At 33.3% G+C, this 22,977-nt stretch carries 25 protein-coding genes; 15 read left to right on the top strand and 10 right to left on the bottom strand.

Translation table 11 applies throughout. The annotated features are described in order from the left end of the window. Positions 1-53 precede the first annotated feature (53 nt). The 3 genes from P6733_RS09815 (at position 54) to P6733_RS09805 (ending at position 3,021) form a co-directional block, all read left to right on the top strand. Positions 54-431: a PUR family DNA/RNA-binding protein gene (locus tag P6733_RS09815; protein WP_306352686.1), complete on the top strand. Its 378-nt coding sequence runs from the start codon at positions 54-56 to the stop codon at positions 429-431. A gap of 95 nt (positions 432-526) precedes the next feature. Continuing rightward, entirely contained in the window at positions 527-1,081 is a 555-nt protein-coding gene (locus tag P6733_RS09810) for a thioredoxin family protein (RefSeq protein WP_306352685.1), read from the top strand. Positions 1,082-1,467: 386 nt separating this feature from the next. Beyond that, complete coding sequence (locus P6733_RS09805; protein WP_306352684.1) at positions 1,468-3,021, top strand: FMN-binding glutamate synthase family protein; 1,554 nt, start codon at positions 1,468-1,470, stop codon at positions 3,019-3,021. 77 nt (positions 3,022-3,098) lie between these two features. Here the strand turns inward: P6733_RS09805 and P6733_RS09800 are convergent, their stop codons facing one another. From P6733_RS09800 to P6733_RS09765, 8 genes are all read right to left on the bottom strand, one after another. Continuing rightward, a complete protein-coding gene (locus P6733_RS09800; protein WP_306352683.1) occupies positions 3,099-3,653 on the bottom strand; it encodes a hypothetical protein in 555 nt (184 codons plus the stop codon). A 69-nt stretch (positions 3,654-3,722) separates the two neighbouring features. Then, a complete protein-coding gene (locus P6733_RS09795; protein WP_306352682.1) occupies positions 3,723-4,742 on the bottom strand; it encodes an MvdC/MvdD family ATP grasp protein in 1,020 nt (339 codons plus the stop codon). Between the two features lie 77 nt (positions 4,743-4,819). Then, a complete protein-coding gene (locus P6733_RS09790) occupies positions 4,820-5,794 on the bottom strand; it encodes an MvdC/MvdD family ATP grasp protein (RefSeq protein WP_306352681.1) in 975 nt (324 codons plus the stop codon). Between the two features lie 66 nt (positions 5,795-5,860). After that, positions 5,861-6,088, bottom strand: coding sequence for a microviridin/marinostatin family tricyclic proteinase inhibitor (locus tag P6733_RS09785; protein WP_306352680.1), 228 nt, complete (start codon positions 6,086-6,088; stop codon positions 5,861-5,863). A gap of 34 nt (positions 6,089-6,122) precedes the next feature. Beyond that, entirely contained in the window at positions 6,123-6,350 is a 228-nt protein-coding gene (locus tag P6733_RS09780) for a microviridin/marinostatin family tricyclic proteinase inhibitor (RefSeq protein WP_306352679.1), read from the bottom strand. 32 nt (positions 6,351-6,382) lie between these two features. Then, positions 6,383-6,664: a microviridin/marinostatin family tricyclic proteinase inhibitor gene (locus P6733_RS09775; protein WP_306352678.1), complete on the bottom strand. Its 282-nt coding sequence runs from the start codon at positions 6,662-6,664 to the stop codon at positions 6,383-6,385. A gap of 406 nt (positions 6,665-7,070) precedes the next feature. After that, a complete protein-coding gene (locus P6733_RS09770) occupies positions 7,071-8,003 on the bottom strand; it encodes a peptidylprolyl isomerase (RefSeq protein WP_306352677.1) in 933 nt (310 codons plus the stop codon). Between the two features lie 88 nt (positions 8,004-8,091). Further along, on the bottom strand, positions 8,092-9,249 hold the full coding sequence (locus P6733_RS09765; RefSeq protein WP_306352676.1) for an MFS transporter: 1,158 nt from the start codon (positions 9,247-9,249) through the stop codon (positions 8,092-8,094). A 503-nt stretch (positions 9,250-9,752) separates the two neighbouring features. On the opposite strand from P6733_RS09765, the gene P6733_RS09760 reads away from it, so the two are divergent. The 11 genes from P6733_RS09760 (at position 9,753) to P6733_RS09710 (ending at position 20,096) form a co-directional block, all read left to right on the top strand. Continuing rightward, positions 9,753-10,085, top strand: coding sequence for a DMT family transporter (locus P6733_RS09760; RefSeq protein ID WP_306352675.1), 333 nt, complete (start codon positions 9,753-9,755; stop codon positions 10,083-10,085). A 14-nt stretch (positions 10,086-10,099) separates the two neighbouring features. Next, the gene (locus tag P6733_RS09755; RefSeq protein ID WP_306352674.1) at positions 10,100-10,849 is read left to right on the top strand and encodes a hypothetical protein; all 750 of its coding nucleotides are present in this window, start codon (positions 10,100-10,102) and stop codon (positions 10,847-10,849) included. Between the two features lie 46 nt (positions 10,850-10,895). Then, on the top strand, positions 10,896-11,573 hold the full coding sequence (gene trmD, locus P6733_RS09750) for a tRNA (guanosine(37)-N1)-methyltransferase TrmD (protein ID WP_306352673.1): 678 nt from the start codon (positions 10,896-10,898) through the stop codon (positions 11,571-11,573). 182 nt (positions 11,574-11,755) lie between these two features. Further along, positions 11,756-12,106, top strand: a complete 351-nt coding sequence (gene rplS, locus P6733_RS09745) for a 50S ribosomal protein L19 (protein WP_306352672.1) — start codon at positions 11,756-11,758, stop codon at positions 12,104-12,106. 224 nt (positions 12,107-12,330) lie between these two features. Continuing rightward, entirely contained in the window at positions 12,331-13,554 is a 1,224-nt protein-coding gene (locus P6733_RS09740; protein ID WP_306352671.1) for an NADP-dependent isocitrate dehydrogenase, read from the top strand. Positions 13,555-13,769: 215 nt separating this feature from the next. Beyond that, positions 13,770-15,182 (top strand): MBL fold metallo-hydrolase, encoded by a 1,413-nt coding sequence (locus P6733_RS09735; RefSeq protein ID WP_306352670.1) that lies wholly within the window; start codon positions 13,770-13,772, stop codon positions 15,180-15,182. A gap of 51 nt (positions 15,183-15,233) precedes the next feature. After that, the gene (locus P6733_RS09730; RefSeq protein ID WP_306352669.1) at positions 15,234-16,034 is read left to right on the top strand and encodes a sulfite exporter TauE/SafE family protein; all 801 of its coding nucleotides are present in this window, start codon (positions 15,234-15,236) and stop codon (positions 16,032-16,034) included. A 15-nt stretch (positions 16,035-16,049) separates the two neighbouring features. Further along, positions 16,050-16,427: a rhodanese-like domain-containing protein gene (locus P6733_RS09725; protein ID WP_306352668.1), complete on the top strand. Its 378-nt coding sequence runs from the start codon at positions 16,050-16,052 to the stop codon at positions 16,425-16,427. Positions 16,428-16,567: 140 nt separating this feature from the next. After that, positions 16,568-17,869: a cytochrome ubiquinol oxidase subunit I gene (locus P6733_RS09720; protein WP_306352667.1), complete on the top strand. Its 1,302-nt coding sequence runs from the start codon at positions 16,568-16,570 to the stop codon at positions 17,867-17,869. A gap of 4 nt (positions 17,870-17,873) precedes the next feature. Next, positions 17,874-18,899, top strand: coding sequence for a cytochrome d ubiquinol oxidase subunit II (locus P6733_RS09715; RefSeq protein WP_306352666.1), 1,026 nt, complete (start codon positions 17,874-17,876; stop codon positions 18,897-18,899). A 423-nt stretch (positions 18,900-19,322) separates the two neighbouring features. Beyond that, on the top strand, positions 19,323-20,096 hold the full coding sequence (locus P6733_RS09710; RefSeq protein ID WP_372339299.1) for a dienelactone hydrolase family protein: 774 nt from the start codon (positions 19,323-19,325) through the stop codon (positions 20,094-20,096). Between the two features lie 8 nt (positions 20,097-20,104). On the opposite strand, the gene P6733_RS09705 is transcribed toward P6733_RS09710, so the two are convergent. Then, positions 20,105-20,488 carry a DUF983 domain-containing protein gene (locus tag P6733_RS09705; RefSeq protein ID WP_306352664.1) on the bottom strand — a complete coding sequence of 128 codons (384 nt, stop codon included), beginning with the start codon at positions 20,486-20,488 and terminating at the stop codon, positions 20,105-20,107. Between the two features lie 112 nt (positions 20,489-20,600). On the opposite strand from P6733_RS09705, the gene P6733_RS09700 reads away from it, so the two are divergent. Further along, positions 20,601-21,488 carry a helix-turn-helix domain-containing protein gene (locus P6733_RS09700; RefSeq protein ID WP_306352663.1) on the top strand — a complete coding sequence of 296 codons (888 nt, stop codon included), beginning with the start codon at positions 20,601-20,603 and terminating at the stop codon, positions 21,486-21,488. Between the two features lie 34 nt (positions 21,489-21,522). On the opposite strand, the gene P6733_RS09695 is transcribed toward P6733_RS09700, so the two are convergent. Further along, complete coding sequence (locus tag P6733_RS09695) at positions 21,523-22,974, bottom strand: amino acid permease (protein ID WP_306352662.1); 1,452 nt, start codon at positions 22,972-22,974, stop codon at positions 21,523-21,525. Positions 22,975-22,977 lie beyond the last annotated feature (3 nt).

The raw sequence follows: 22,977 nt of genomic DNA, 5'->3' as shown, positions 1-22,977 counted from the left end.
TTTTTTTAGATTTTTGATTTCTACTTAACACAATTTTAATTGACAGAAGGATTATGAGTGAAAAAGAAATGTTAGAAAAAGAAGAGATTTTTTCTAAAGTATTGAGAGCTGGCAGAAGAACGTATTTCTTTGATGTAAGAGCTACTAAGGCTGATGATTATTATATTACAATAACAGAAAGCAAAAAATTCACAGAAGAAGATGGGTCTTTCCATTTTAAAAAACACAAGATTTACTTATATAAAGAAGATTTTGCTGCCTTTGGTGAGATTCTTGAAGAAATGACTTCGTATGTTTTAAATCACAAGGGAGAAGAGGTAATCTCAGAAAGACACCAAAAAGATTTCAAAAAAGAATATTATGGTGAAAAAAATGAAGATGGTATTCCATCAACAGAGAGCTTTACCGATATAAGCTTTGACGATATTTAATAAAAAAGGCTGTCTTACTAGACAGTCTTTTTTTTATACTCTAATCACTAGGTTCTACTTCCAATTTATTGTAAATTGGTAAAAATAAAATTCAAATGGCACAAACAGCTTCTACAATGCTACCACTAGGAACAATAGCTCCTCAATTCACTTTAAAAGATACAAATTCAAATGACATTCCCTCTTTTAATGACCTGAAAGGAAGTAAAGGCACGCTTGTAATGTTTATCTGTAATCACTGTCCTTTTGTGATTCATGTCATTGAAGAAATTGTAAAAATAGCAAACGATTATCGTGTTCAAGGTATTGGCATCATAGCCATCAGCAGTAATAATGTTGAGAAATATCCGCAAGACAGTCCTGAACTAATGACCGAATTTGCTTTTCAACACAAAATAGACTTTCCTTATCTATATGATGAAACGCAAGAGGTTGCCAAAGCATACAACGCAGCTTGCACTCCTGATTTTTTTCTATTCGATCAACAAAACAAACTAGTCTATAGAGGTCAATTAGACGACTCAAGACCTGGCAATAATATTCCGTTAAGCGGAAGTGATTTGCGAGGAGCCATTGACGCATTACTCTATAATCGCTCCATTAATGATATCCAAAAACCAAGTGTTGGCTGTGGAATTAAATGGAAGTAACTCGTTATGAGTAACTTTAAACACTCAAAAACGACATCTTTTTAATTTTTAATATATTAAGATTTAATTTTGTTTCTTATAGAATATATTTATTAATTTTGCGCTGAAATTTTTACTAAAAATAAAATGTCAACATTTATTGCAATGATTACTAGTAGTAGCATTTCAGCTTTCAATAGAGAGACTAAATTCTCTGTTTTATTCTCAAATAATAAAATCTTCAACTATTAATCCCCATACTTCTAAAAAAGGGGAATTCTAAAAAAACAATATAAAAAATTATCAATTATATAATTCTATAGCCACAATAGGCATGCTTATTGATTGATGTATATTTCTAAATAAAACTTAAACTAAAAATTTTCAAACTTAATTCTTCATTCACAATGAGTATTAAAATCCAAAACCTTTCGGTACGGCAAATTACATGGGCTATTACAATTGCATTTTTTGCGCTTTTTGCTTTATTAGTCTTCAACAATAGATTATCCCCAGCTTGGCTTATACTTCCTATAATGATTATTGTCTTGGTTGCTTACGATACCATGCAAAGCAAACATGCCATTAGAAGAAACTACCCGATTATTGGGCAATTACGTTACTTATTTGAATCTGTTCGTCCAGAATTTAGACAATATTTCTTTGAAGGAGAATTAGATGGGAAACCATTCAACAGACGCCAGCGTTCTATCGTATACCAAAGAGCAAAGAATGATAAACAAACCATTTCTTTTGGTATGCAGGATGATCCAAACCGCGTTGGTTACGAATGGGTTGCTCACTCAATTTACCCAAAGCATGCTGATTATAACAATTTCCGTATTACAATTGGTAACAATCAATGTAAGCAACCTTATAACGCTAGTATATTAAATATCGGCGCAATGAGTTACGGAGCATTAAGTAAAACAGCTATCACTTCTCTTAACAAAGGAGCCATGAAAGGTGGCTTTGCCCATAATACTGGTGAGGGTGGAGTTAGTGAGTATCATTTACAAGGTGCAGATGTAATTTGGCAAATTGGTACAGGATATTTTGGTTGTCGAAATGAAGACGGAACATTCTCTGGAGAATTATTCGCTAAAAATGCGGAAAAACCAAATATCAAAATGGTCGAAGTAAAACTTTCTCAAGGTGCTAAACCTGGACATGGAGGATTATTGCCTGCTGAAAAAAATACACCAGAAATTGCTGCAATCAGACATATAAAACCATTCACAACCGTTCACTCTCCTTCTTCTCATAGCGCTTTTAACAATGCTATCGAAATGCTTTACTTCATTAATAATTTGAAAAAATTATCAAATGGTAAACCTGTAGGATTCAAAATATGTATCGGTCGTCAAGATGAATTCATTGATATCGCAAAAGCAATGCTTGAAACAGGTATTATTCCTGACTTCATTACTATTGATGGTGCAGAAGGTGGTACCGGAGCCGCTCCATTAGAGTTTATTGACTATATGGGTATGGCGTTATCTGATGCTTTAGTATTTGCTACGAAAGTATTAAAAGAATATGGTGTACGTGATCAAATAAAAGTTCTTGCATCTGGAAAAGTAATTACAGCATTCGACTTAGCAAAAGCATTATCATTGGGAGCTGATGCTTGTTACAGTGCTCGTGGTATGATGTTCTCTTTAGGATGTATCCAAGCTTTACGTTGTGATAGCGGTAAATGTCCTGTAGGAATTGCAACTCAAGACAGAAACTTATACAAAGGTATTGACATTACAGATAAGAGTGAACGTGTAGCAAACTTCCATAAAAACACAATGAAGGCTTTAGCAGATTTCATCGGTGCTTGTGGCTGTGAAACACCAAAACAAATTAATCCTAAAATGTTCTACAAGAAAACAGATAAGGACATCAATAAGAGTTTTGCTGAGATTTATTTTGAAACTAAAAAAGATCAGGAAAAATCAGTTCGATTCAACTAGTTTTACCAATACAATAAATACAAAAGAGCGGCTGTCTTACACAAGACAGCCGCTCTTTTTATATTCTAGCTAAATATTTATCCTTTTTCTAGCACTACAGATACAGGTTTATTTAGCCTTCTACCGAATTGCATTGCACTTGCTTTATTCTTATCTGAGCACAACACATATAGGTTACTGGAATTTAATGGCACAAAAACAGTATTAAAATACCCACCATTCTCTTCCTTGTCAATATCTTCAATTTTCACCTGAAAACGGTCAATTGGAAATTCATTCACAACAACCAATATATAATTGTCTTTTGCAAAAGAATAAAACCATCGAGGAGCTTTATTTTCAATAGCTAAACTACTAGCACTTTTTGCTTCTTCTATTTTGTAATTCTCAACAAAAATAAGCGGTGCATTATTCTGCTTAAAACTATATCGATTATTTTCATTAATTACAGCATTGCCTAAACTATCTACAATTGTTATTTTCAAATTCTGGATATTTACTGTTTTGCCATTTTCGTGGACATCGATTACAATGTGTGATGTAAAATCATAACCACAATGTTGTTGTCCATATGCCGAAGTAACAAACAAAAAAAACAATACTAAAAAACGCATTAATTCTATATTTTTCATTGGATAAAGTAACGTAGATGCCAAATCTAGTAAATCATTCCGTCTTTTTATCTTAAATATATTAATTTATTATTCTTTCAAAACTGGAGCAAAAACTGGTGTATATCTACGATAAGCATTATTCGTTAAGACTTTTGCAATCTGTCTTGAAATCTCACCTTCTACAGCAAAATCCAACCAGAAAAACTCTCCTGCAGAATTTATTTCTAAGAAATAGTGATCTCCTTCTGGCGTTACAATAATATCAATTGCACCATAATTAATCTGGTAGATATCCATCATTTCCAGTATTTTACTACTAACGTCTTCTGGTAATTCATACGGCTCCCACTGATTTAAAAGCTGTAATCCTTCTCTTCTCCAATCAATTTGTGCATTATCAATCTTCTGTGAATCTACTGCAAATGAGAAAATAGCATCTCCTACTACTGTAATACGTAGTTCTTTTGCTTTTTCTAATTTCTCCTGAAATTGCATAGGACAATATTGTAAGCTATCGATTTGATCAAAATTATCTTCAGTTATTACATTCGTAAATACCACATGATCTACTCCTTCACGTAAGATTGAAAATGAGCTTTGCATTTTTGCAATGGCTCCTTTTGGATGTGCTTTCACAAAACGTTTGGCTTCTTCTGGGCTATTCGTAATACATGTTTCCGGTACCATTAGACCAATAGTAGAAGCAATTTTCATTTGTTCTTCTTTACTGTCTAAACGTCTGTATTGGCTAAATTTTCCGATTTGGAAACAATCCATACTTTCAAACATTCCAAACAGCGTAGCTCTTAATTCACCATGCACACTAGACAAGAATTCTCCTTCTAAGATTTCATTAAGGCCGCTTGCTAAGTTATGACTACGTCTGTACCATAATGATTCAATATCATGAATCGAAGTACGTTTACCTTCATAATCAAGAAATACTTGCCATTGACCATTCTCGTAGTTACTACTCAAGCTATATTCTAATGGATATTTATCTACATTAAATCGGATCGCTTCTGCTCCATATTCTTCAAGATATTTTGACACCGTATTTATACATTCATTATCTTGAGAGTGCGTAATTATCAATACTTTTTTCATAAACATTTAAAGATGAGCAATCATTATTAAAAACAATTAATAAGTACTCTTTAATGGTTAATAGTTGTTCTTTATTTTTAAGCAATTCTTGCTATTAGTTTCTCGGCAATAGTTTCCCCTATAGGGTAATTCAAATCTCGTTGAAGCATGCCCCATTCTCCCTGAGGATTTACTTCTAAGAAAATATAACGTCCATCTTTGTGGCGCATCATATCAATGGCTCCAAAAAAGAGCCCCATTTGTTGCATCATTTTTGTTAAAGCATTCTCAACCGCAACAGGTAATTCATAATGCTCCCAAAAAAAAGTAATATCACTGGCCACACGCCAATCTGTTTTACCACGAATGGATTCTTCTGTATTAATTTTTCCTGCAAAAAATACTCCATCTACATAAGCTATACGCAATTCATAACTCTTCTCAATTAACTTTTGAAAAATCATAGGGCAATAACGCAAAGTATCCAATTGATCCAAATTATCCTCTGTAATTAAAGTCGTAGGAAAAAAAGGAACATCACCAGACATGCTTCGAGTAAGAGCGCCATGTAATTTTGCAATCATCTGTCCGTTGCATTTTTCATGAAAAAATTCTCTTACTTTACTCGAATCGTTTGTAAACAAACTTTCGGGAATATGAATATCATTTTGGGCTGCGATTTTTAACTGAATCAATTTATTATTCCCAATTTCATGATCAATCATCATTGGATTCATCCAAGGAACATCTTGTAATGATTCAAAAAATATATTCCGCATTGTAATATATTCTTGTGTAAATATTTCTCTAAAAGCGGGATCTAATTCTGATGGCGGAGTTATTGCCCACAATTTTCTATACCAAACTGCTTCAACATCTTTTAAAGAAAAAGAATAATTCTCAGTCTGAATGGTGGAATTAAATGTGTTATTATCTCCATTAAAATCAAAAATAAGCTGATCGGAAAAAAGATCCGTATCAATTCGATACGCTTCTTTACCTAACGCTCTTAATTTATTTAGAACAATATCAATAGTATAGTAGTCCTTACTATGGGTAAGACATAAAATCATTTATAAATGTGCTTGAGATTAAAAAAAGCAATAGCACAAGAATTTGTACTATTGCTTAAACTTTATTTAGATAGATGATGCTTCATCACTATCTGAAGGGTACTTTGCTGTTAATACACAGTCTAAATCAGGATGCGTTGTACCACCAGGTCCATCTTCTCCATCAGAAGGGTATTTTAATGTAACATTAATAATCGGAGCACCACCTTGAACTTCTGTTTTACTATTAGTTGTTAATTGGTTCTCTAAAAAATTTGCAAAGAACGGCTTCTTTAGATTTTTATCTTTTTTCATAAATCTGATAATTTCTGATCTATTAATCAATAATTTATGTCAAGTTTGGTTGAAAAGGCCCTGACTCATCACTATCAGAAGGATACTTCATTGTATGTGCCTCATCAAATTCTGGACGAGTTAATGTACCTGACTCATCGCTATCCGATGGGTACTTTTGTGTAATCACTCCTCCTTGAACCTCTTTTTTATCAGAAGACTCCAATTGGTTCTCTAAAAAATTTGCAAAGAAAGGTTTCTTTAAATCTTTATTACTTTTCATAAATTAGGTTTGATTTGATATTGATTAGACAATTATATATCAGATAATAAAACTGATTCATCACTATCAGACGGATACTTCATTGTATGAAGAACATCTCTTGAAGGAACAGTTATTGGTCCAGACTCATCACTATCTGATGGGTATTTCAATGTAATTTGTGTTCCAGGTCCATCTTCTCCATCAGAAGGGTATTTTAATGTAACCATCATGTCACCTGCACCACCTTGAACTTCTGTTTTGTCCTCAGCAGATAATTGATTTTCTAAAAAGTTTGCAAAGAATGGCTTCTTTAAATTTTTGTCATTTTTCATAATTGTTAATTTAGGGATTAATAAAAAGTTTAGCACATTATGGTTAATAGTTACATAATGATGAGTCCAAGATACAGAATATTTCTTAAAATTTTATGGACTTATTTTTTTTTTAATCACGAAACGCGAATATTAATACAATTTTATTTAAAAAAAACAAAACAATAATCACATGATGCCCAACAACCACACTTGCTATAAGTAAAACATCTCATTCTCTTTATTTTTGCAATTCAGTGAATTCATGATACTCATTATCCAATTAATCCTACTTAAAATCTAGTCTTAATTCTCATTTTAACAGAATTATCTTGCTTTAAAACCCATTTTAATTCATTCATTATTAATTAGATACAAAAAAAGCACCCTATATAGGGTGCTTTTTAATATCATATGATCGTAACTATTATTTTACAGCCATCAACTCTACATCGAAAATTAGAGTTGCATCTGGTGGTATAACTCCTCCAGCTCCTCTAGAACCATATCCTAAATGAGATGGAATTACAAAACGAGCTTTATCCCCTACTTGTAGTAAAGCAATACCTTCGTCCCATCCTTCAATTACATTTCCTTTTCCTAATGGAAATTCAATAGGTTGTTTTCTTTTGTATGATGAGTCAAAAACAGTTCCGTCTTCCAACTGACCTGTATAGTGTACAGAAACTGTTTTACCTTTCTCTGCTTTAACACCACTTCCTTTTTGAATCATTTTATAACGTAAACCGCTTTCTGTAGCATCAAAACCTGCTGCTAATTTCTCAATTGCTGCTGCTGCTTCTTTTTTTGCTTCTGAAAGACGCTTTTCTCTTGAACCTTCAAATGTTCTGAAAGCTTCAATTGCATTCCATTTTTCTGCCTCTTCTCCTACTCTTACAATTTCAAGAGAATCAATCAAATCTCCTTGAGCAATTGCATCAACAATGTCCTGACCTTCTACTACATTTCCAAAAACAGTATGTTTGTTATCTAACCAATCTGTAGCGATATGTGTAATAAAAAATTGACTTCCGTTTGATCCTGGTCCTGAATTTGCCATAGACAATACACCTGGTCCGCTGTGTTTTAAACTTGGATGAAACTCATCGTCAAATTGATATCCAGGTCCACCTGTTCCTGTTCCTTGTGGGCAACCACCTTGGATCATAAAATCAGGAATTACTCTGTGAAATTTTAATCCATCATAATAAGGTTTCCCTTGTGGCTTTGCATTATTCTCTAGATTTCCTTCAGCCAAACCTACAAAGTTACCAACTGTCCCTGGAGTTTTATCGTGAGTTAATTTCACCAAAATAACTCCTTTTGTTGTATTAAATTTAGCGTAAATTCCGTTTTCCATTTGTTGAATTTTTTAATAAATATGTTGTAAAGATAAAATATTTTATAAGCCTAAAAAAGTATACTTCAAAAGATCTCTTTCTAAAGTATTATTTTTTCTTATAAGTAAGAGCATATACTCCCAATGCTAATAAGGACAAAACTCCTCCTCCAATAGATACTGCATGCCATTTCCCAAACTCCCAAAGCCATAAGCCTAAAGCGGATCCTGCAGCTGTTCCCATAAAACTAAAAGACATGAATATTGTATTCATCCTATTTCGAGCTTCTGGTAATATTGCATATACTCTTGTTTGATTTGACACGTGAACGGATTGCAATCCTACATCGATGAAAACTATCCCTAATAATATCCCAATAACACTCGTTGATGAGAAGTAAAAAACTATAAAGCTAATTAGTAATAGAACGCATCCATAACCTATCACTAGTCTTGGATTTCCTTTATCTCCTAGTTTACCAACTAATGGTGCTGCTAGTGCTCCAGAAGCTCCAACAATTCCAAATAAACCAATCATTGCACTATCATAATTAAATGGTGTAGAGGATAGTAATAAAACCATAGTAGTCCAGAAAGCCCCAAATTGTGCAAAACAAAGCATATTGATTACTGTTGCTTCTCTTAAAATGGGCTGTTCCTTTATTAAGGAGAAAAGCGATCGTAGTAACTCTAGATAAGATCCTTTGAAGTCTGGTTTATTGACAGGAATTCTTTTCTGAACAATAAAGAAGATTAAAAGACAAATTCCAGATGCAATCCAAAACATTCCTCTCCAACCGAGCCATACTCCTATAAATCCACTAACTGTTCTAGAAACTAAAATACCAATTAACAAACCACTCATTACAGTCCCAATTACCTTTCCTCTTTGTTCTGGTGCCGCTAAAGTAGCCGCCAAGGGCAAAATTAATTGAGGTACTATAGAGGAGGCTCCTAATAAAAATGAAGCGATTTGCAAAACAATAAAATCTTTTGCCATAGCCGCCAAAATCAAAGCCAATACAGCAGCTAGTGTCGTAAATTGTATTTGTTTTTTACGCTCTACTTTATCGCCTAGTGGCACCATAAAAAACATTCCTATTGCATAACCTGCCTGAGTAAGGTATGTTATTGTTCCGGCCTGATCTTCAGGAATCTGAAACTCATTTGAAATTAGTATAATCAAAGGTTGACAATAATACAAATTAGCCACGATTAGACCAGTACATATAGCCATGAAAGCTACATTCGATTTAGATAAACTCATAAAGCAAAAAAATATTCAATTCTATATTACAATTAATTTTAGATTCCATGAAAAACAGTATAGATTATTGCCCTCTAGCAAACATCTTAATGAAAATAATTGGAAGTGCTTTTTCTAGAAGTTTCTAAAATTCCTGCAAAGCTAATTCTAATGTTCGTTTTTACCATGTATTCTTACTTATTTAAATCTAAAATATTTCAATGCTACCCCTGTATTTATAAAAAAGCAATCATCCTTTTACTATATTCTCATATCTATTAAATATTACTCACGCGATCCATGCTATCCTATTGAAATTCTGAATAATAACTGTTTTTATATAATTAAAAAAATTAAATTCTTTATTGGCATATCTTTTGATGAATGTAGGATAAAACTAATAATAACCCCAAAATAGACCTCTATAGAACATTTCACTCCTTACCAAAGTGAAAATGAATTCTTTAGCATTATTGTATTGCACTAAATCAGTGCTATCCTAGTATAGTAACAAAAAACCTAAAATGAAGAAGTTCATATTTCTATTCATCGCGATTCTATTTGAGACAGTAGCCACATCTGCCTTAAAAGCATCCGATCAGTTCACAAAACTCATTCCAACAATTATTGTTTTAATTGGTTATGTAGCCGCTTTCTATTTTTTAAGTCTTACTTTAAAAAGTATACCCATTGGAATAGCTTATGCAATATGGTCTGGTGTAGGAATAGTATTGATTACCATTGCTGGAATTTTTATTTATAAAGAAATCCCGGACTTACCCGCAGTTATTGGTTTATTATTAATCATATCTGGTGTAATTATTATCAATGTATTCTCAAAAACAACTTCTCATTAATTAAAACGCTCCTCATGAAAAATTTAAAAAAATTATCTCTTTTAATTATTACTGGACTAGTAGTATTCTTTTCTTGCCAGAAAAGAAACAATAGTTCCATTCAATTAGAGGGTCGTTTTGTGAATCAATCTTTTTTGGATCAAGTAAAAAATTCTCCTCTAAACTATATCCCTCAATATTGTACTTCAATTACATTCATAAAAGATAGCGTAGAAATAGAAAACGGTTATGAAACCTATAAACTACCTTACACCCGAAATAAAAACATTTACACTATAAAAGATGCTTTTCAAAATGATGGTAAAATCAATGACCTCATTCTTAAAGCTACTACAGACAGTACATTTATATCAAAAGATAGTCTTTACACTACTGTTGCTACTAATTCTAAATTCATCAAGGTAAAGTCCTCTAATTTTAATCAAAAGCTAAATCAGGCAGTACTTGTAGGATCCTATAAAATTACTTTTCCTAAAGAAGCTGAAGGAAAAATAATTAAGTTTAATAAAGAGGGTGGTATTGAAAACTTTAAACCCTATAATTTTTATGAACTTCCCTATTCTGGCGATGGTGCAGAAATGATTGATACCGATGCCAAAATGAATGCCATCTATTTCTTTCCACGTACATTATTATATGGATGGAAATATGCTGATAATAAAAAAGATATTATACTCTATAATGTTAGCCCTCCTATTCGCGATATTAAAGGAGGCCGAAAAGTATTGAAAAAAGCATATGAATTGGAAAAAATAGATCGTTAACAAATTCTATATTTTAGACTACCTTTGCAGCTTTAAAAAGATAGTTATGCGCATTGATATTATTACCGTATTACCCGAATTATTAAAAAGCCCTTTTGAAGCTTCTATATTGAAACGTGCAATTGATAAAGGGATTGTTGAAGTCCATCTTCATAATCTAAGAGATTACACTACAAATAAACAAAAAAGTGTAGATGACTATCAATTTGGTGGTGGTGCTGGAATGGTAATGATGGTACAACCCATAGATGCATGTATTACAGCCCTAAAGAGTCAACGTGAGTATGACGAAATTATATACATGACTCCTGATGGAGAAACACTAAATCAAGGTATGGCTAATAGTATGTCAATGCTAGAAAACATCATTATTCTATGTGGTCATTATAAAGGAGTCGATCAGCGTGTAAGAGACCATTTCATTACTAAAGAAATTTCAATTGGTGATTATGTCTTATCAGGAGGAGAATTGGGCGCTGCTGTATTATCAGACGCTATTATTCGTTTAATTCCTGGCGTTTTAAGTGATGAAACTTCTGCCTTAACCGATTCTTTTCAAGACAATCTATTATCTCCACCAATCTATACCCGTCCTGCTGAATACAACGGATGGAAAGTTCCTGATGTACTGTTAAGTGGTCATTTTGCTAAAATTGAAAAATGGAGGGAAGACATGGCTTATGAACATACAAAAAACAGAAGACCAGACTTATTAGATCTATAATTACACGCAAAACATAGTAAATCAACAATTTACAAGCCATAATATAGAATTGAGTGGCTAAATTTATCTTTTAAAACTTTGTAACTCAAAAATAATAATTATATTTGCACCCAAATTTAGACCAACCTCTAGCGAAAAACGTACATGTTGCTCTAAAAAACAACCATTTTAAATAAAAAATCATGGCAGATTTAATGAAATTCGTTCAAGACGAGTTTGTTACAAGAAAAGATTTTCCTAATTTCAGTGCAGGTGATACAATCACTGTGTACTATGAAATTAAAGAGGGTGAAAAAACACGTACTCAGTTCTTTAAAGGTGTAGTTATTCAAAAAAGAGGTTCTGGTAACACAGAAACTTTTACTATCCGTAAAATGTCTGGTACTGTAGGTGTTGAGCGTATCTTTCCTGTTAATTTACCAGCTTTGCAAAAAGTTGAAATCAACAAAAAAGGTAAAGTACGTAGAGCTCGTATATTTTACTTCAGAGAACTTACAGGTAAAAAAGCTAAGATTAAAGAAAGCAGAAGATAATCTATTTTCTTCTTATAAGAAAGTCCCGAAATATTTCGGGACTTTTTTTTTGACAAAAACTAACCCTTCATATTATCATATTCTTATTTTTAACACCATATTTTGTTAATTTCATAATTTAATTTTAACGATAAAAGTATGAAAGAGAGTAATATTATTCCGCATTGATTTTCTTATCTTTGCGTAAATATATTTTAACTTACTTATAAAAATATTTCAATATTATGGCAAAAATTAAAGTAGCCAATCCAGTAGTAGAATTGGATGGTGATGAAATGACGCGAATTATTTGGAAATTTATCAAAGACAAATTAATTCTTCCTTACCTCGAATTAGATATCAAATACTACGACTTAGGTATCGAACACAGAGATGAAACTAGTGATCAAGTTACTATCGACGCTGCAGAAGCAATCAAAAAATATAATGTAGGAATCAAATGTGCTACTATTACACCTGATGAAGAGCGTGTAACAGAGTTTGATTTGAAAAAAATGTGGAAATCTCCAAATGGTACAATCCGTAACATTGTAGGAGGAACTGTTTTCCGTGAACCTATTATCATGAGTAATGTACCACGTTACGTACAAGGTTGGACTAAACCAATCGTTATTGGACGTCACGCTTTTGGAGATCAGTACAAAGCTACTGATACAGTAATCAAAGGTAAAGGAACTTTAACAATGAGCTTCACAAACGAAGCTGGCGAAACTCAATCTTGGGAAGTATATGACTTCAAAGGTGACGGTGTAGCAATGAGCATGTACAATACTGACGAATCTATCTTCGGTTTTGCTCGTTCTTCTTTCCAAATGGCTTTAACTAAAAAATGGCCTTTATACTTATCTACAAAAAACACTATCTTAAAAGCTTACGATGGTCGTTTCAAAGATATTTTCGAAGAAGTATACCAAAAAGAATTCAAAGCTGATTTTGAAGCAGCTGGAATTACTTACGAACACAGATTAATTGACGACATGGTAGCTTCGGCTATGAAATGGAGCGGTGGATTCGTTTGGGCTTGTAAAAACTATGATGGTGATGTTCAATCAGATACTGTTGCACAAGGATTTGGTTCTTTAGGATTAATGACTTCTGTATTAGTAACACCAGACGGAAAAACTGTTGAAGCTGAGGCTGCACACGGTACTGTAACACGTCACTTCAGAGAGCACCAAAAAGGTAGAGAAACTTCTACAAACCCAATTGCATCTATCTTTGCTTGGACAAGAGGTTTAATGCACAGAGGTAAATTGGACAACAATCAACCTTTGATCGATTTCTGTGAGAAATTAGAGCAAGTTTGTATTGACACTGTAGAAAGCGGAAAAATGACTAAAGATTTAGCTATTTTGATCCACGGTGATAAATTAACAAAAGACGATTACTTGACTACTCAAGGTTTCTTAAATGCAATCCAAGAGAACTTAGACAAGAAATTATCATAAATAAAACTAAGCCTTTGATTTAATTCAAAAGCAAAAAATTTTAAAGCCTTCAAATTTAAATTTGAAGGCTTTTTTTTATCTCTATTATCCTCCCTTAAAGTATCGTTTCACTTTTTTTTAACGTACATAATAAAAAATTCAGGTCTTATTAATCATCATTCAATCGGTAATAAAAATAAATTCTTCGTATTTTTGTAATATTAATCTTTTGAACAATGAAAATAGAACAAATTTATACTGGTTGTATCGCACAAGCAGCCTATTATTTAGAAAGCAATGGTGAAGCAGCAATCTTTGATCCGTTAAGAGAAGTACAACCTTACATTAATAGAGCACAAAAAGACAATGCTAAAATCAAATATATTTTTGAGACTCATTTTCATGCCGATTTTGTTTCCGGTCATCTTGATTTAGCGAAAAAAACTGGAAGTACCATTATATATGGCCCTACAGCTAAGCCAAGTTTTGAAGCCCTTATTGCAGAAGACAACCAAGAATTCAAAGTTGGAAACTACACTATTAAAGCAATTCATACCCCAGGACATACACTAGAGAGCACTTGTTACCTTCTTATTGATGAGAATGGAAAACAACAAGGAATCATTACTGGAGATACATTATTCATAGGCGACGTAGGTCGTCCTGATTTAGCACAAAAACTAGTATCTGACTTAACACAAGAAAAACTAGCTTCTTATTTATTCGATTCATTGCGTAATAAAATAATGCCATTGCAAGATGAATTGATTGTATATCCTAGTCATGGTGCAGGAAGTGCTTGTGGTAAAAACATGAGTAAGGAAACTACAGATACTTTAGGAAATCAAAAGAAAACAAATTATGCTCTTCGTGCGGATATGACGCGTGAAGAATTCATCTCAGAATTACTGGATGGATTAGGGGCTCCCCCGGCCTATTTCCCTCAAAATGTAATGATGAATATCGAAGGATACGAAAGCCTAGATACCATTATGTCGAAAGGAAAAACACCTTTAAATCCAGCCGAATTTAAAGCAATTGCAAAAGATAGTGAAGCTATTATATTAGATGTACGTGCAGAAAGTGATTTTATAAAAAGTCATATTCCAGGCTCTATTTTCATTGGAATCAATGGAAATTTTGCTCCATGGGTAGGTGCTTTAATTATGGATGTAAAACAACCTCTATTACTTGTAATTCCAGCAGGCAAAGAAGAAGAAACTATTACTCGTTTATCAAGAGTAGGTTTTGATCAAACATTGGGTTACTTAAAAGATGGAATGGAAGCATGGGAAAATGCAGGTTTTGAAATTGATAGTATACAATCTATTTCTCCAGAGCAATTTGCTGCCGAAATGAGTCAAAAAGAAGGTATCGTAGTTGATGCTAGAAAACCAGGTGAATTTAATGCCGAACATGTAGAAAATGCCTTGAATATTCCACTTGACTTTGTAAACGATCGACTAAAAGATGTGCCTACAGAAGATGATTTTTACTTGCATTGTGCTGGTGGATATCGCTCTATAATTATGGCTTCAATATTAAAAGCCAGAGGATATCACAACCTAATCAATGTAGAAAAAGGAATTAGCGGAATTCGAAATACAAATATTGAACTTACTAAATTCGTTTGTCCATCTACATTATAAAAACAACGTAATCACAAAATTTTCAACTAAATCGCATAGCTAAATAATATTATGAGTTTGATTCACATATTTGGATATAGTTTAGCTTTAGTAGTTGGAATTGTTTTGGGACTTGTAGGCAGCGGTGGATCAATTTTAACGGTTCCCATTTTAGTTTACATGTTCAATATTACACCCGTTATAGCAAGCGCCTATTCACTTTTTGTGGTAGGCTCTTCGTCTTTAATAGGAGCGCTTCGAAATATTCAGAAAAAAAGGATTGACTATAAAACGGCCTTAATATTTGCCATTCCGGCCGTGACAACGGTTTATATTACCCGTCGTTATTTAATTCACTTGATTCCAGAAGAACTTTTTTCTATAGGCAACATCCATGTATCAAAAGATATGGGAATCATGATCTTTTTTGCATTTATAATGTTTTTTTCAGCCATGGCAATGATTCGAAATAAGACAGAAGAAGTTCTGGAAGATTCAATAGTGGAACAAAACTATACACTATTAATTGGTCAAGGTGTTTTTGTTGGTCTAATTTCAGGATTAGTTGGCGCTGGCGGTGGTTTTCTAATCATTCCAGCATTAATCTTACTCGCTAAATTACCCGTCAAAAAAGCAATGGCTACTTCCCTTTTAATCATTGCTATAAATTCGTTAGTTGGTTTTTCAGGAGATTTACAAACATTAATCATCGATTGGAAATTTCTAATCACCTTCACTGGAATTGCCATAATTGGAATCTTTATTGGGATGTACTTATGCAATTTTATTGATGGTAAGAAACTAAAAAAGGGATTCGGATGGTTTGTCCTATTAATGGGACTTTACATCTTATTTATTGAACTTACAAAATAACAAAATCTAACATTCATGAAAAATATACTTTATTTCCTAATTGTCTTTGGATCACTATTTACCTGTGCAGCACAAGAAAAAGGAATTGTAAAAAATATATCTCCAAAAAAATTAGAGCGAAAAGCACAGAAAGAATCTCTACAACTGGTTGATGTTCGCACTCCAGAAGAATACCAGGAAGGAACCATAAACAATGCTCAAAACATTGATTACTTATCCGAAGATTTCAATAAAAACATTGTTGCTTTAGACAAAAACAAACCTGTTTATGTGTTTTGCAAAAGTGGTGTACGAGGAGGTAAAGCAGCCAAAGTAATGACCAGCTTAGGCTTCAAAAAGGTTTACAATATAAAAGGTGGATACCAAGCCTGGGAAAGTAAAAAAAACAAATAGTTTCCCTGTACTCAATCTATGGGTATTCCGTTTATTTTCTTACAAAAAAACGTGTCGTTTTTAAAATAAGTCCCCACTATTACAGGGCTAAGTCAAGTATATAAGTTATCTTTGTACTGGTTAATTTTAAACCCACTACAATGGAAAATTTAGATGCTGCAAGACTACAAATGGCCTTTACACTTATTTTTCATATCGTATTTGCTTGCATCGGTATGGTAATGCCCTTTTTCATGGTTATTTCACATTATAAATGGCTAAAAACCAGAAATCCGGTTTATCTCACCCTTACTAAATCATGGCAAAAAGGAGTTGCAATTTTCTTTGTAACTGGTGCTGTATCAGGTACTGCCCTATCCTTCGAACTGGGATTACTTTGGCCAGAATTCATGAAACATGCCGGTCCAATTATAGGAATGCCGTTCTCTTTAGAAGGTGCTGCATTTTTTGTTGAAGCCATAGCCATCGGATTTTATTTGTATGGATGGAATAAATTACCCGAACGGTTCCATTGGTTCACTGGTGTTATCATTGGTGTTTCTGGAGTAGCTTCTGGAATATTAGTAGTTGCGGCCAATAGTTGGATGAATGCTCCTTCTGGGTTTGATTACATTAACGGACAGTTTACAAATATTGATCCCGTCAAAGCCTTTCTAAATCCAGCTTGGTTCACACAGGCACTTCATATGGCATTAGCAGCCTTCGTCGCTACCAGTTTTGCAGTAGCAGGAATTCATGCTTATCAAATCTATAAAAAAAGAAATGTAATCCTTCATACTAAAGCTTTCAAAATCGCTATTGCTTTTGGTGCTATTGCAGCGATATTACAACCCATAAGTGGTGACCTTTCGGCAAAAGATATTGCGGTTCGTCAACCTGTAAAACTTGCTGCACTAGAAGCCCACTACAATACTGAAAAAGGAGCCCCATTATTTATTGGTGGTATTGTCAATGAAAAAACACAAGAAATTAGTTATAAAGTTGAAATACCCAATGCATTATCTTTCTTAGCCTTTGGTGACTTTAATGCCGAAGTAAAAGGATTGAATGATTTCCCAGAAGATGAAAGACCTCCTGTAGCAATTGTACATTATGCCTTCCAAATCATGGTTGGTATTGGAACATTATTGATGTTTGCCGGACTTATTTATTTCATTAGTCTTAAAAAGAAAAGTTGGTTTAACAATCGTAAATATTGGTTATTCTATACCCTATTAGCTCCTATGGGATTCATCGCATTAGAAGCAGGATGGATTGTAACCGAAGTGGGACGACAGCCTTGGATTATCCATAAAGTAATGCGTACAAAAGATGCCGTTACCCCTATGCCAGGAATTGAATACAGTTTGTACCTTTATATTGTATTATATACTATTCTCACTATAGCTGTAACATGGTTAATGAGTCGACAAATTAAAGCACTTAATAACCCTAAAAACTAAAACTATGTTGTATGTCGTTTTATTTTTCGCTGCTTTTTCATTCTTCCTTTATGTTATATTAGGTGGAGCAGATTTCGGTGCAGGTATCATTGAATTATTTTCATCCAAACAAAATAGAATAATTGCCAAGAAAACAACTTATGGTGCTATTGGCCCTATTTGGGAAGCCAATCATATTTGGATTATCATTCTTGTTGTAATCCTTTGGATTGCATTTCCCGCCTACTACAATGTTCTTGTTATTTATTTACATATACCACTTACCCTGATATTATTAGGCATTACACTTCGTGGAGTTGCTTTTGTATTTAGACATTACGATGCTGTAAAAGATAAATCTCAGGTACTATACGATAAGATGTTTGAACTGGCCAGTTTAGTAACACCTGTATTTCTTGGAATGACTTTTGGTGCTTTAATTGGTGGAAATATTACAATCACAGATGATTATACCCATTCGGGATTCAAAGAAATATTTATCGATTCTTGGCTACAGCCTTTTCCTATTTTTGTAGGATTCTTTTATGCTGCATTGTGTGCCTTCCTTGCTGCAACTTTATTGATTGGTGAAGCCGCAGAAGAAAATAAGAAGTTCTATATGCGTAAAGCAGCCATTGCAATTATTGTAGTTGTAATTATTGGATTCATCACACTTGCCATCGGATACTACAGCGGTAATCGTTTTGTACAAGATTTCATAGTCAATAAATATGCTATTATATCCGTAATCCTATCTGGAGTATTATTGATTCCTTTGAGACAATCAATACTTAAAGGAAGAATGATTTGGTGTAGAGCTTTGGCAGGAATTCAGGTAATCTTAATTATCGTAGCTGCGATTGGGGCTCATTTCCCTAACATTATTATTACAGAAAATGAAAAACTGAATATTTTTGATGGCATCGCACCCGAGTCAGTTATTAATGTACTTGGAATTTCCTTATTGATTGGTGGATTTGTTATTCTTCCTGGATTATTTCATTTATTAAAATCATTTAAAATGATTAAAATTTTAGAAGATCGAGAATAACTATTTGGTCTTTTTAATATCTTTTCTCAAAAAGTATATTGCGATAATACAACATACCAGTACAATCAATTCACCAATAATATAACCCTGTAGAAATTTATTTTTGGGTAACATCAGTATGTAAATAATCTGCCCAACACTGATAAAGGCGAACACAATAACTAGATAGTAAATAACTTGCTTGATCATACTTTTTAAAAGAATCTATATAAATAAGAATTTCAAATTTATGAGTTAATCTCATCGATTACAAGAATATTCTTTTATATCACGTTTATTAATATTAATGGGATGCTTTAGTTCTAAACACCTATTTATAGAACGTTATGTATCAAGACTCTATTGTATGAAATAGTTCTTAAAAAATGATTTTTAACGTTTTCATCTTTTTATATTTGTATATCAACCATTAAATGGAATCTGATGAAAAGATATACACTCCTACTGTTAACTTGCTTTTTCATACCACAACTTATGAATGCACAACTTAAGCCAATTCGTTACAACGATGGAACTACCAAACTAAATGGTATCTCTGTCACTCCTAAAAATGCTAATTCCAAAAATCCAGGAATTTTAATTTTACCTGCATGGAAAGGAATTGATAATAATACCAAAGAGGCTGCTGAAGCTTTATCTAAATTAGGATATCATGCATTTATTGCTGACATCTACGGAGAAGGAAATTACCCGAAAGACGCTACAGAAGCTGGCGCAATAGCAGGGAAATACAAAAAAGATTATAAATCATATTTGAACCGTATCGACTTAGCACGTAAAGAATTAATTAAGATGGGAGCTAATGCAGATAATCTTGTAGTGATTGGTTACTGCTTTGGAGGGACAGGAGCCATAGAAGCAGCTCGCGCAAATTTCCCTTTCAAAGGTATTGTTTCGTTTCATGGTGGACTTGGTAAAGAGGCAACCCGGGCAATAGAAATGATCAACCCTAAAGTTCTGATATGTCATGGTGCAGATGATCCGTTTGTATCAGAAAAAGAAATACTTGCTTTCCAACAAGAAATGAGAGATAATAAAGCCGATTGGCAAATGATTTATTATGCAAATGCTGTACATGCTTTTACAGAAAAAGAAGCTGGGAATGACAATTCTAAAGGAGCTGCCTACAATGAGGTAGCTGCAAAAAGATCTTGGCAACACTTGCTTCTCTTTCTAAATGAGACTATGACAAAATAAACCTTTAATTATTTTGGGTGTATAGTCGTTGATTGGGGACTCTCTGCTTTCTTCTCAAAAATATACATCCAAATAATTCGGGCATACTTAAAGTTAATCGTAGAAAGAATCAACGCTACAGCCATAATCATCATCAAAATTGTGATATAACTGGACACAAAGAATTGTGCAATAATAAATAATCCAATCATCTCGGCCACTGCAAGTGCATAACTTACATACATGGCTCCGAAGAAGTAACCAGGTTCTTTATGAAATGAATGCCCGCAAACTTCACAGTTACTTTTCATCTTTGGCATTCTAAATAAAAATGGGTTCCCATTGCTAATAAATATATCTCCTTTTTCACAATGTGGACACTTTCCTTTGGCAATACTAACTAGACGTGACATAATGTTCTTATTTTGATACAAAGTTCCGTTATTTTAACACATCACACCATAGATAAAATACACTAAAATTTGTACTTTTAGGACATTATTTCACCATCTCTATTTTACAAAAATGAACATAATAAAAGTGCTAGATATTGAGCAATTTAGGCAAGAAGATCAGAATCATGATTTCTATGCGAATACTTTTATTGACCATTTAGAGCATTATCACAAATCAATATCGGTTCCTCATAAACATAATTTTTTTGTTACAGTTCTTTTCACAAAAGGCAGTGGCGTACATGAAATAGATTTTAATGCGTATCCAATTCAACCGGGAAGTGTCTTTATGTTAAATCCTGGACAAACTCATCATTGGGAATTTTCGGCAGATACAGATGGTTATATATTTTTGCATTCGCAATCCTTTTATGATTTGTATTTTTCGCACCAATCTATCCATAATTTCCCGTTTTTTTATTCTACACAAAACCCGCCTTGCCTCTACTTAAAAGATCATGAAATTGAAAAAACAACAATCCTATTTCAAAATATTTTAGCAGAATTTAATTCAGATCAGGTTTTAAAAAATCAAAAGTTATGCAGCTTAACGGATATTACCTACATCGAATTAACCCGGTTATATTTGGATGAGCAATTGCCTAAATTAGTAAAATTCAATAATTATTCAGATAAGTTACAAAAATTGGAAGAACTTATAGAAGAGCATTTTATTACCGAAAAATCACCTAGTCAATATGCCGACTGGATGAATATGAGCCCCAAACACCTAAATCGTATTACCAAAACTTTATTAGGAAAGACCACATCGGAATTAATTACAGAACGTGTTTTACTAGAAGCTAAAAGGCTACTCATTCATTCTAAAAATTCGTTTACTAATATTGCCCTGACGCTAGGTTACGATGACTATTCTTATTTTTCTAAACTCTTTAAAAATAAGTGTAATGAAACTCCCTCAGAATTTAGCAAAAAATACTTATCGCATACCACATAAAAAAGCCCAGCGATATAAACTGGGCCTTTTTATTTTATTCTTTTTTGCTCACTTTCTGTCGCAATAAACTGTTTTTCTTACTGTAAGTCAAATAGATAATCAAACCGATTACTAACCAGACTACAAGACGTAACCACGTTTCCCATGGCATAAAAACCATGATTCCTAAACAGGTTACAATTCCTAAAATTGGAATTAATGGAACCAATGGAACTCTGAAAGGTCTTGGTGCATCTGGATCTGTTTTTCTTAAAATCAATATCCCTACACATACCATTAAAAAAGCCAAAAGCGTTCCAATACTAGTCATTTCACCCACAACATTAATCGGTACAAATGCTGCAAACAAAGCAATAAACGCACCCAATATTACATTGGATTTCCATGGCGTTTTATATTTTAGATGTACATCTGAGAATATTTTAGGTAATAATCCATCTTTACTTATCGAATAAAACATACGCGATTGTGCCATTAAATCAATCAAGATAACCGAAGTATAACCGATCAAAATAGCTAAAATAATAGCTTGACTCAGCCATGCAAAAGGTGTTTTCTCAATCGCAATTGCAACTGGCGCTCCACTACCTTCAAATTCAGTATAATTTGCCAACCCTGTCATTACGTGTGCAAAAAGCCCAAATAATATTGTACAGACAATTAAAGAGCCTAATATCCCTATTGGTAAATCTCTTCCTGGTTTTTTAGTTTCCTGAGCCGACGCCGCAACAGCATCAAATCCGATAAAGACAAAAAAGACGAGTCCTGCACCGCGCAATATTCCACTCCATCCAAAATGTCCAAATTCACCTGTATTCACAGGAATATAAGGTTGATAATTTGATGGATCAATGTATTGCCATCCTAAAGCGATAAAGACTAAAACTACTCCTACTTTCAAGAATACAATTACCCCATTTACAATAGCGGAGCCTCTCATTCCACGCATAATAATGGCTGTCATTAATATAACAATCAATGCAGCTGGAATATTTACTATTCCATGAACAATAGTTCCATCACTTAATGTTGCTTTTTCAAAAGGAGAAAGAGTTAATTGTGGTGGTAAATAAATATGATATGAAGCAAGAAATCGCGTTAAATACTGTGACCAACTAATCGCAACTGTTGCACAGCCTACTGAGTATTCTAACACTAAATCCCAACCTATGATCCAAGCAAAAAACTCTCCCATTGTAGCATACGAATAGGTATAGGCACTTCCTGCAACGGGTATCATCGAAGCAAATTCTGCATAACACAATGCCGCAAAACCACATCCCAAAGCAGCAATAATAAACGAAATCGTTACGGCTGGTCCGGCATAATTTGCTGCGGCTAAACCTGTAATAGAGAATAACCCTGCTCCGAGTGTTAATCCTACTCCAATCAAAATTAAATTAACAGGACCTAATGTCCTTTTTAAGGAACTTTCGTTCTGCTCGGAAGCCTCTTCGGTAATTTGAGCGATGGTTTTCTTTAGCATAAA

It is taken from the genome of Flavobacterium aerium (genome assembly GCF_030766725.1).
In the GTDB taxonomy this organism is placed as follows: Bacteria; Bacteroidota; Bacteroidia; order Flavobacteriales; family Flavobacteriaceae; genus Flavobacterium; species Flavobacterium aerium.
Note: the sequence above shows the minus strand (reverse complement) of the source record. Positions and strands in the feature narration are given on the sequence as shown.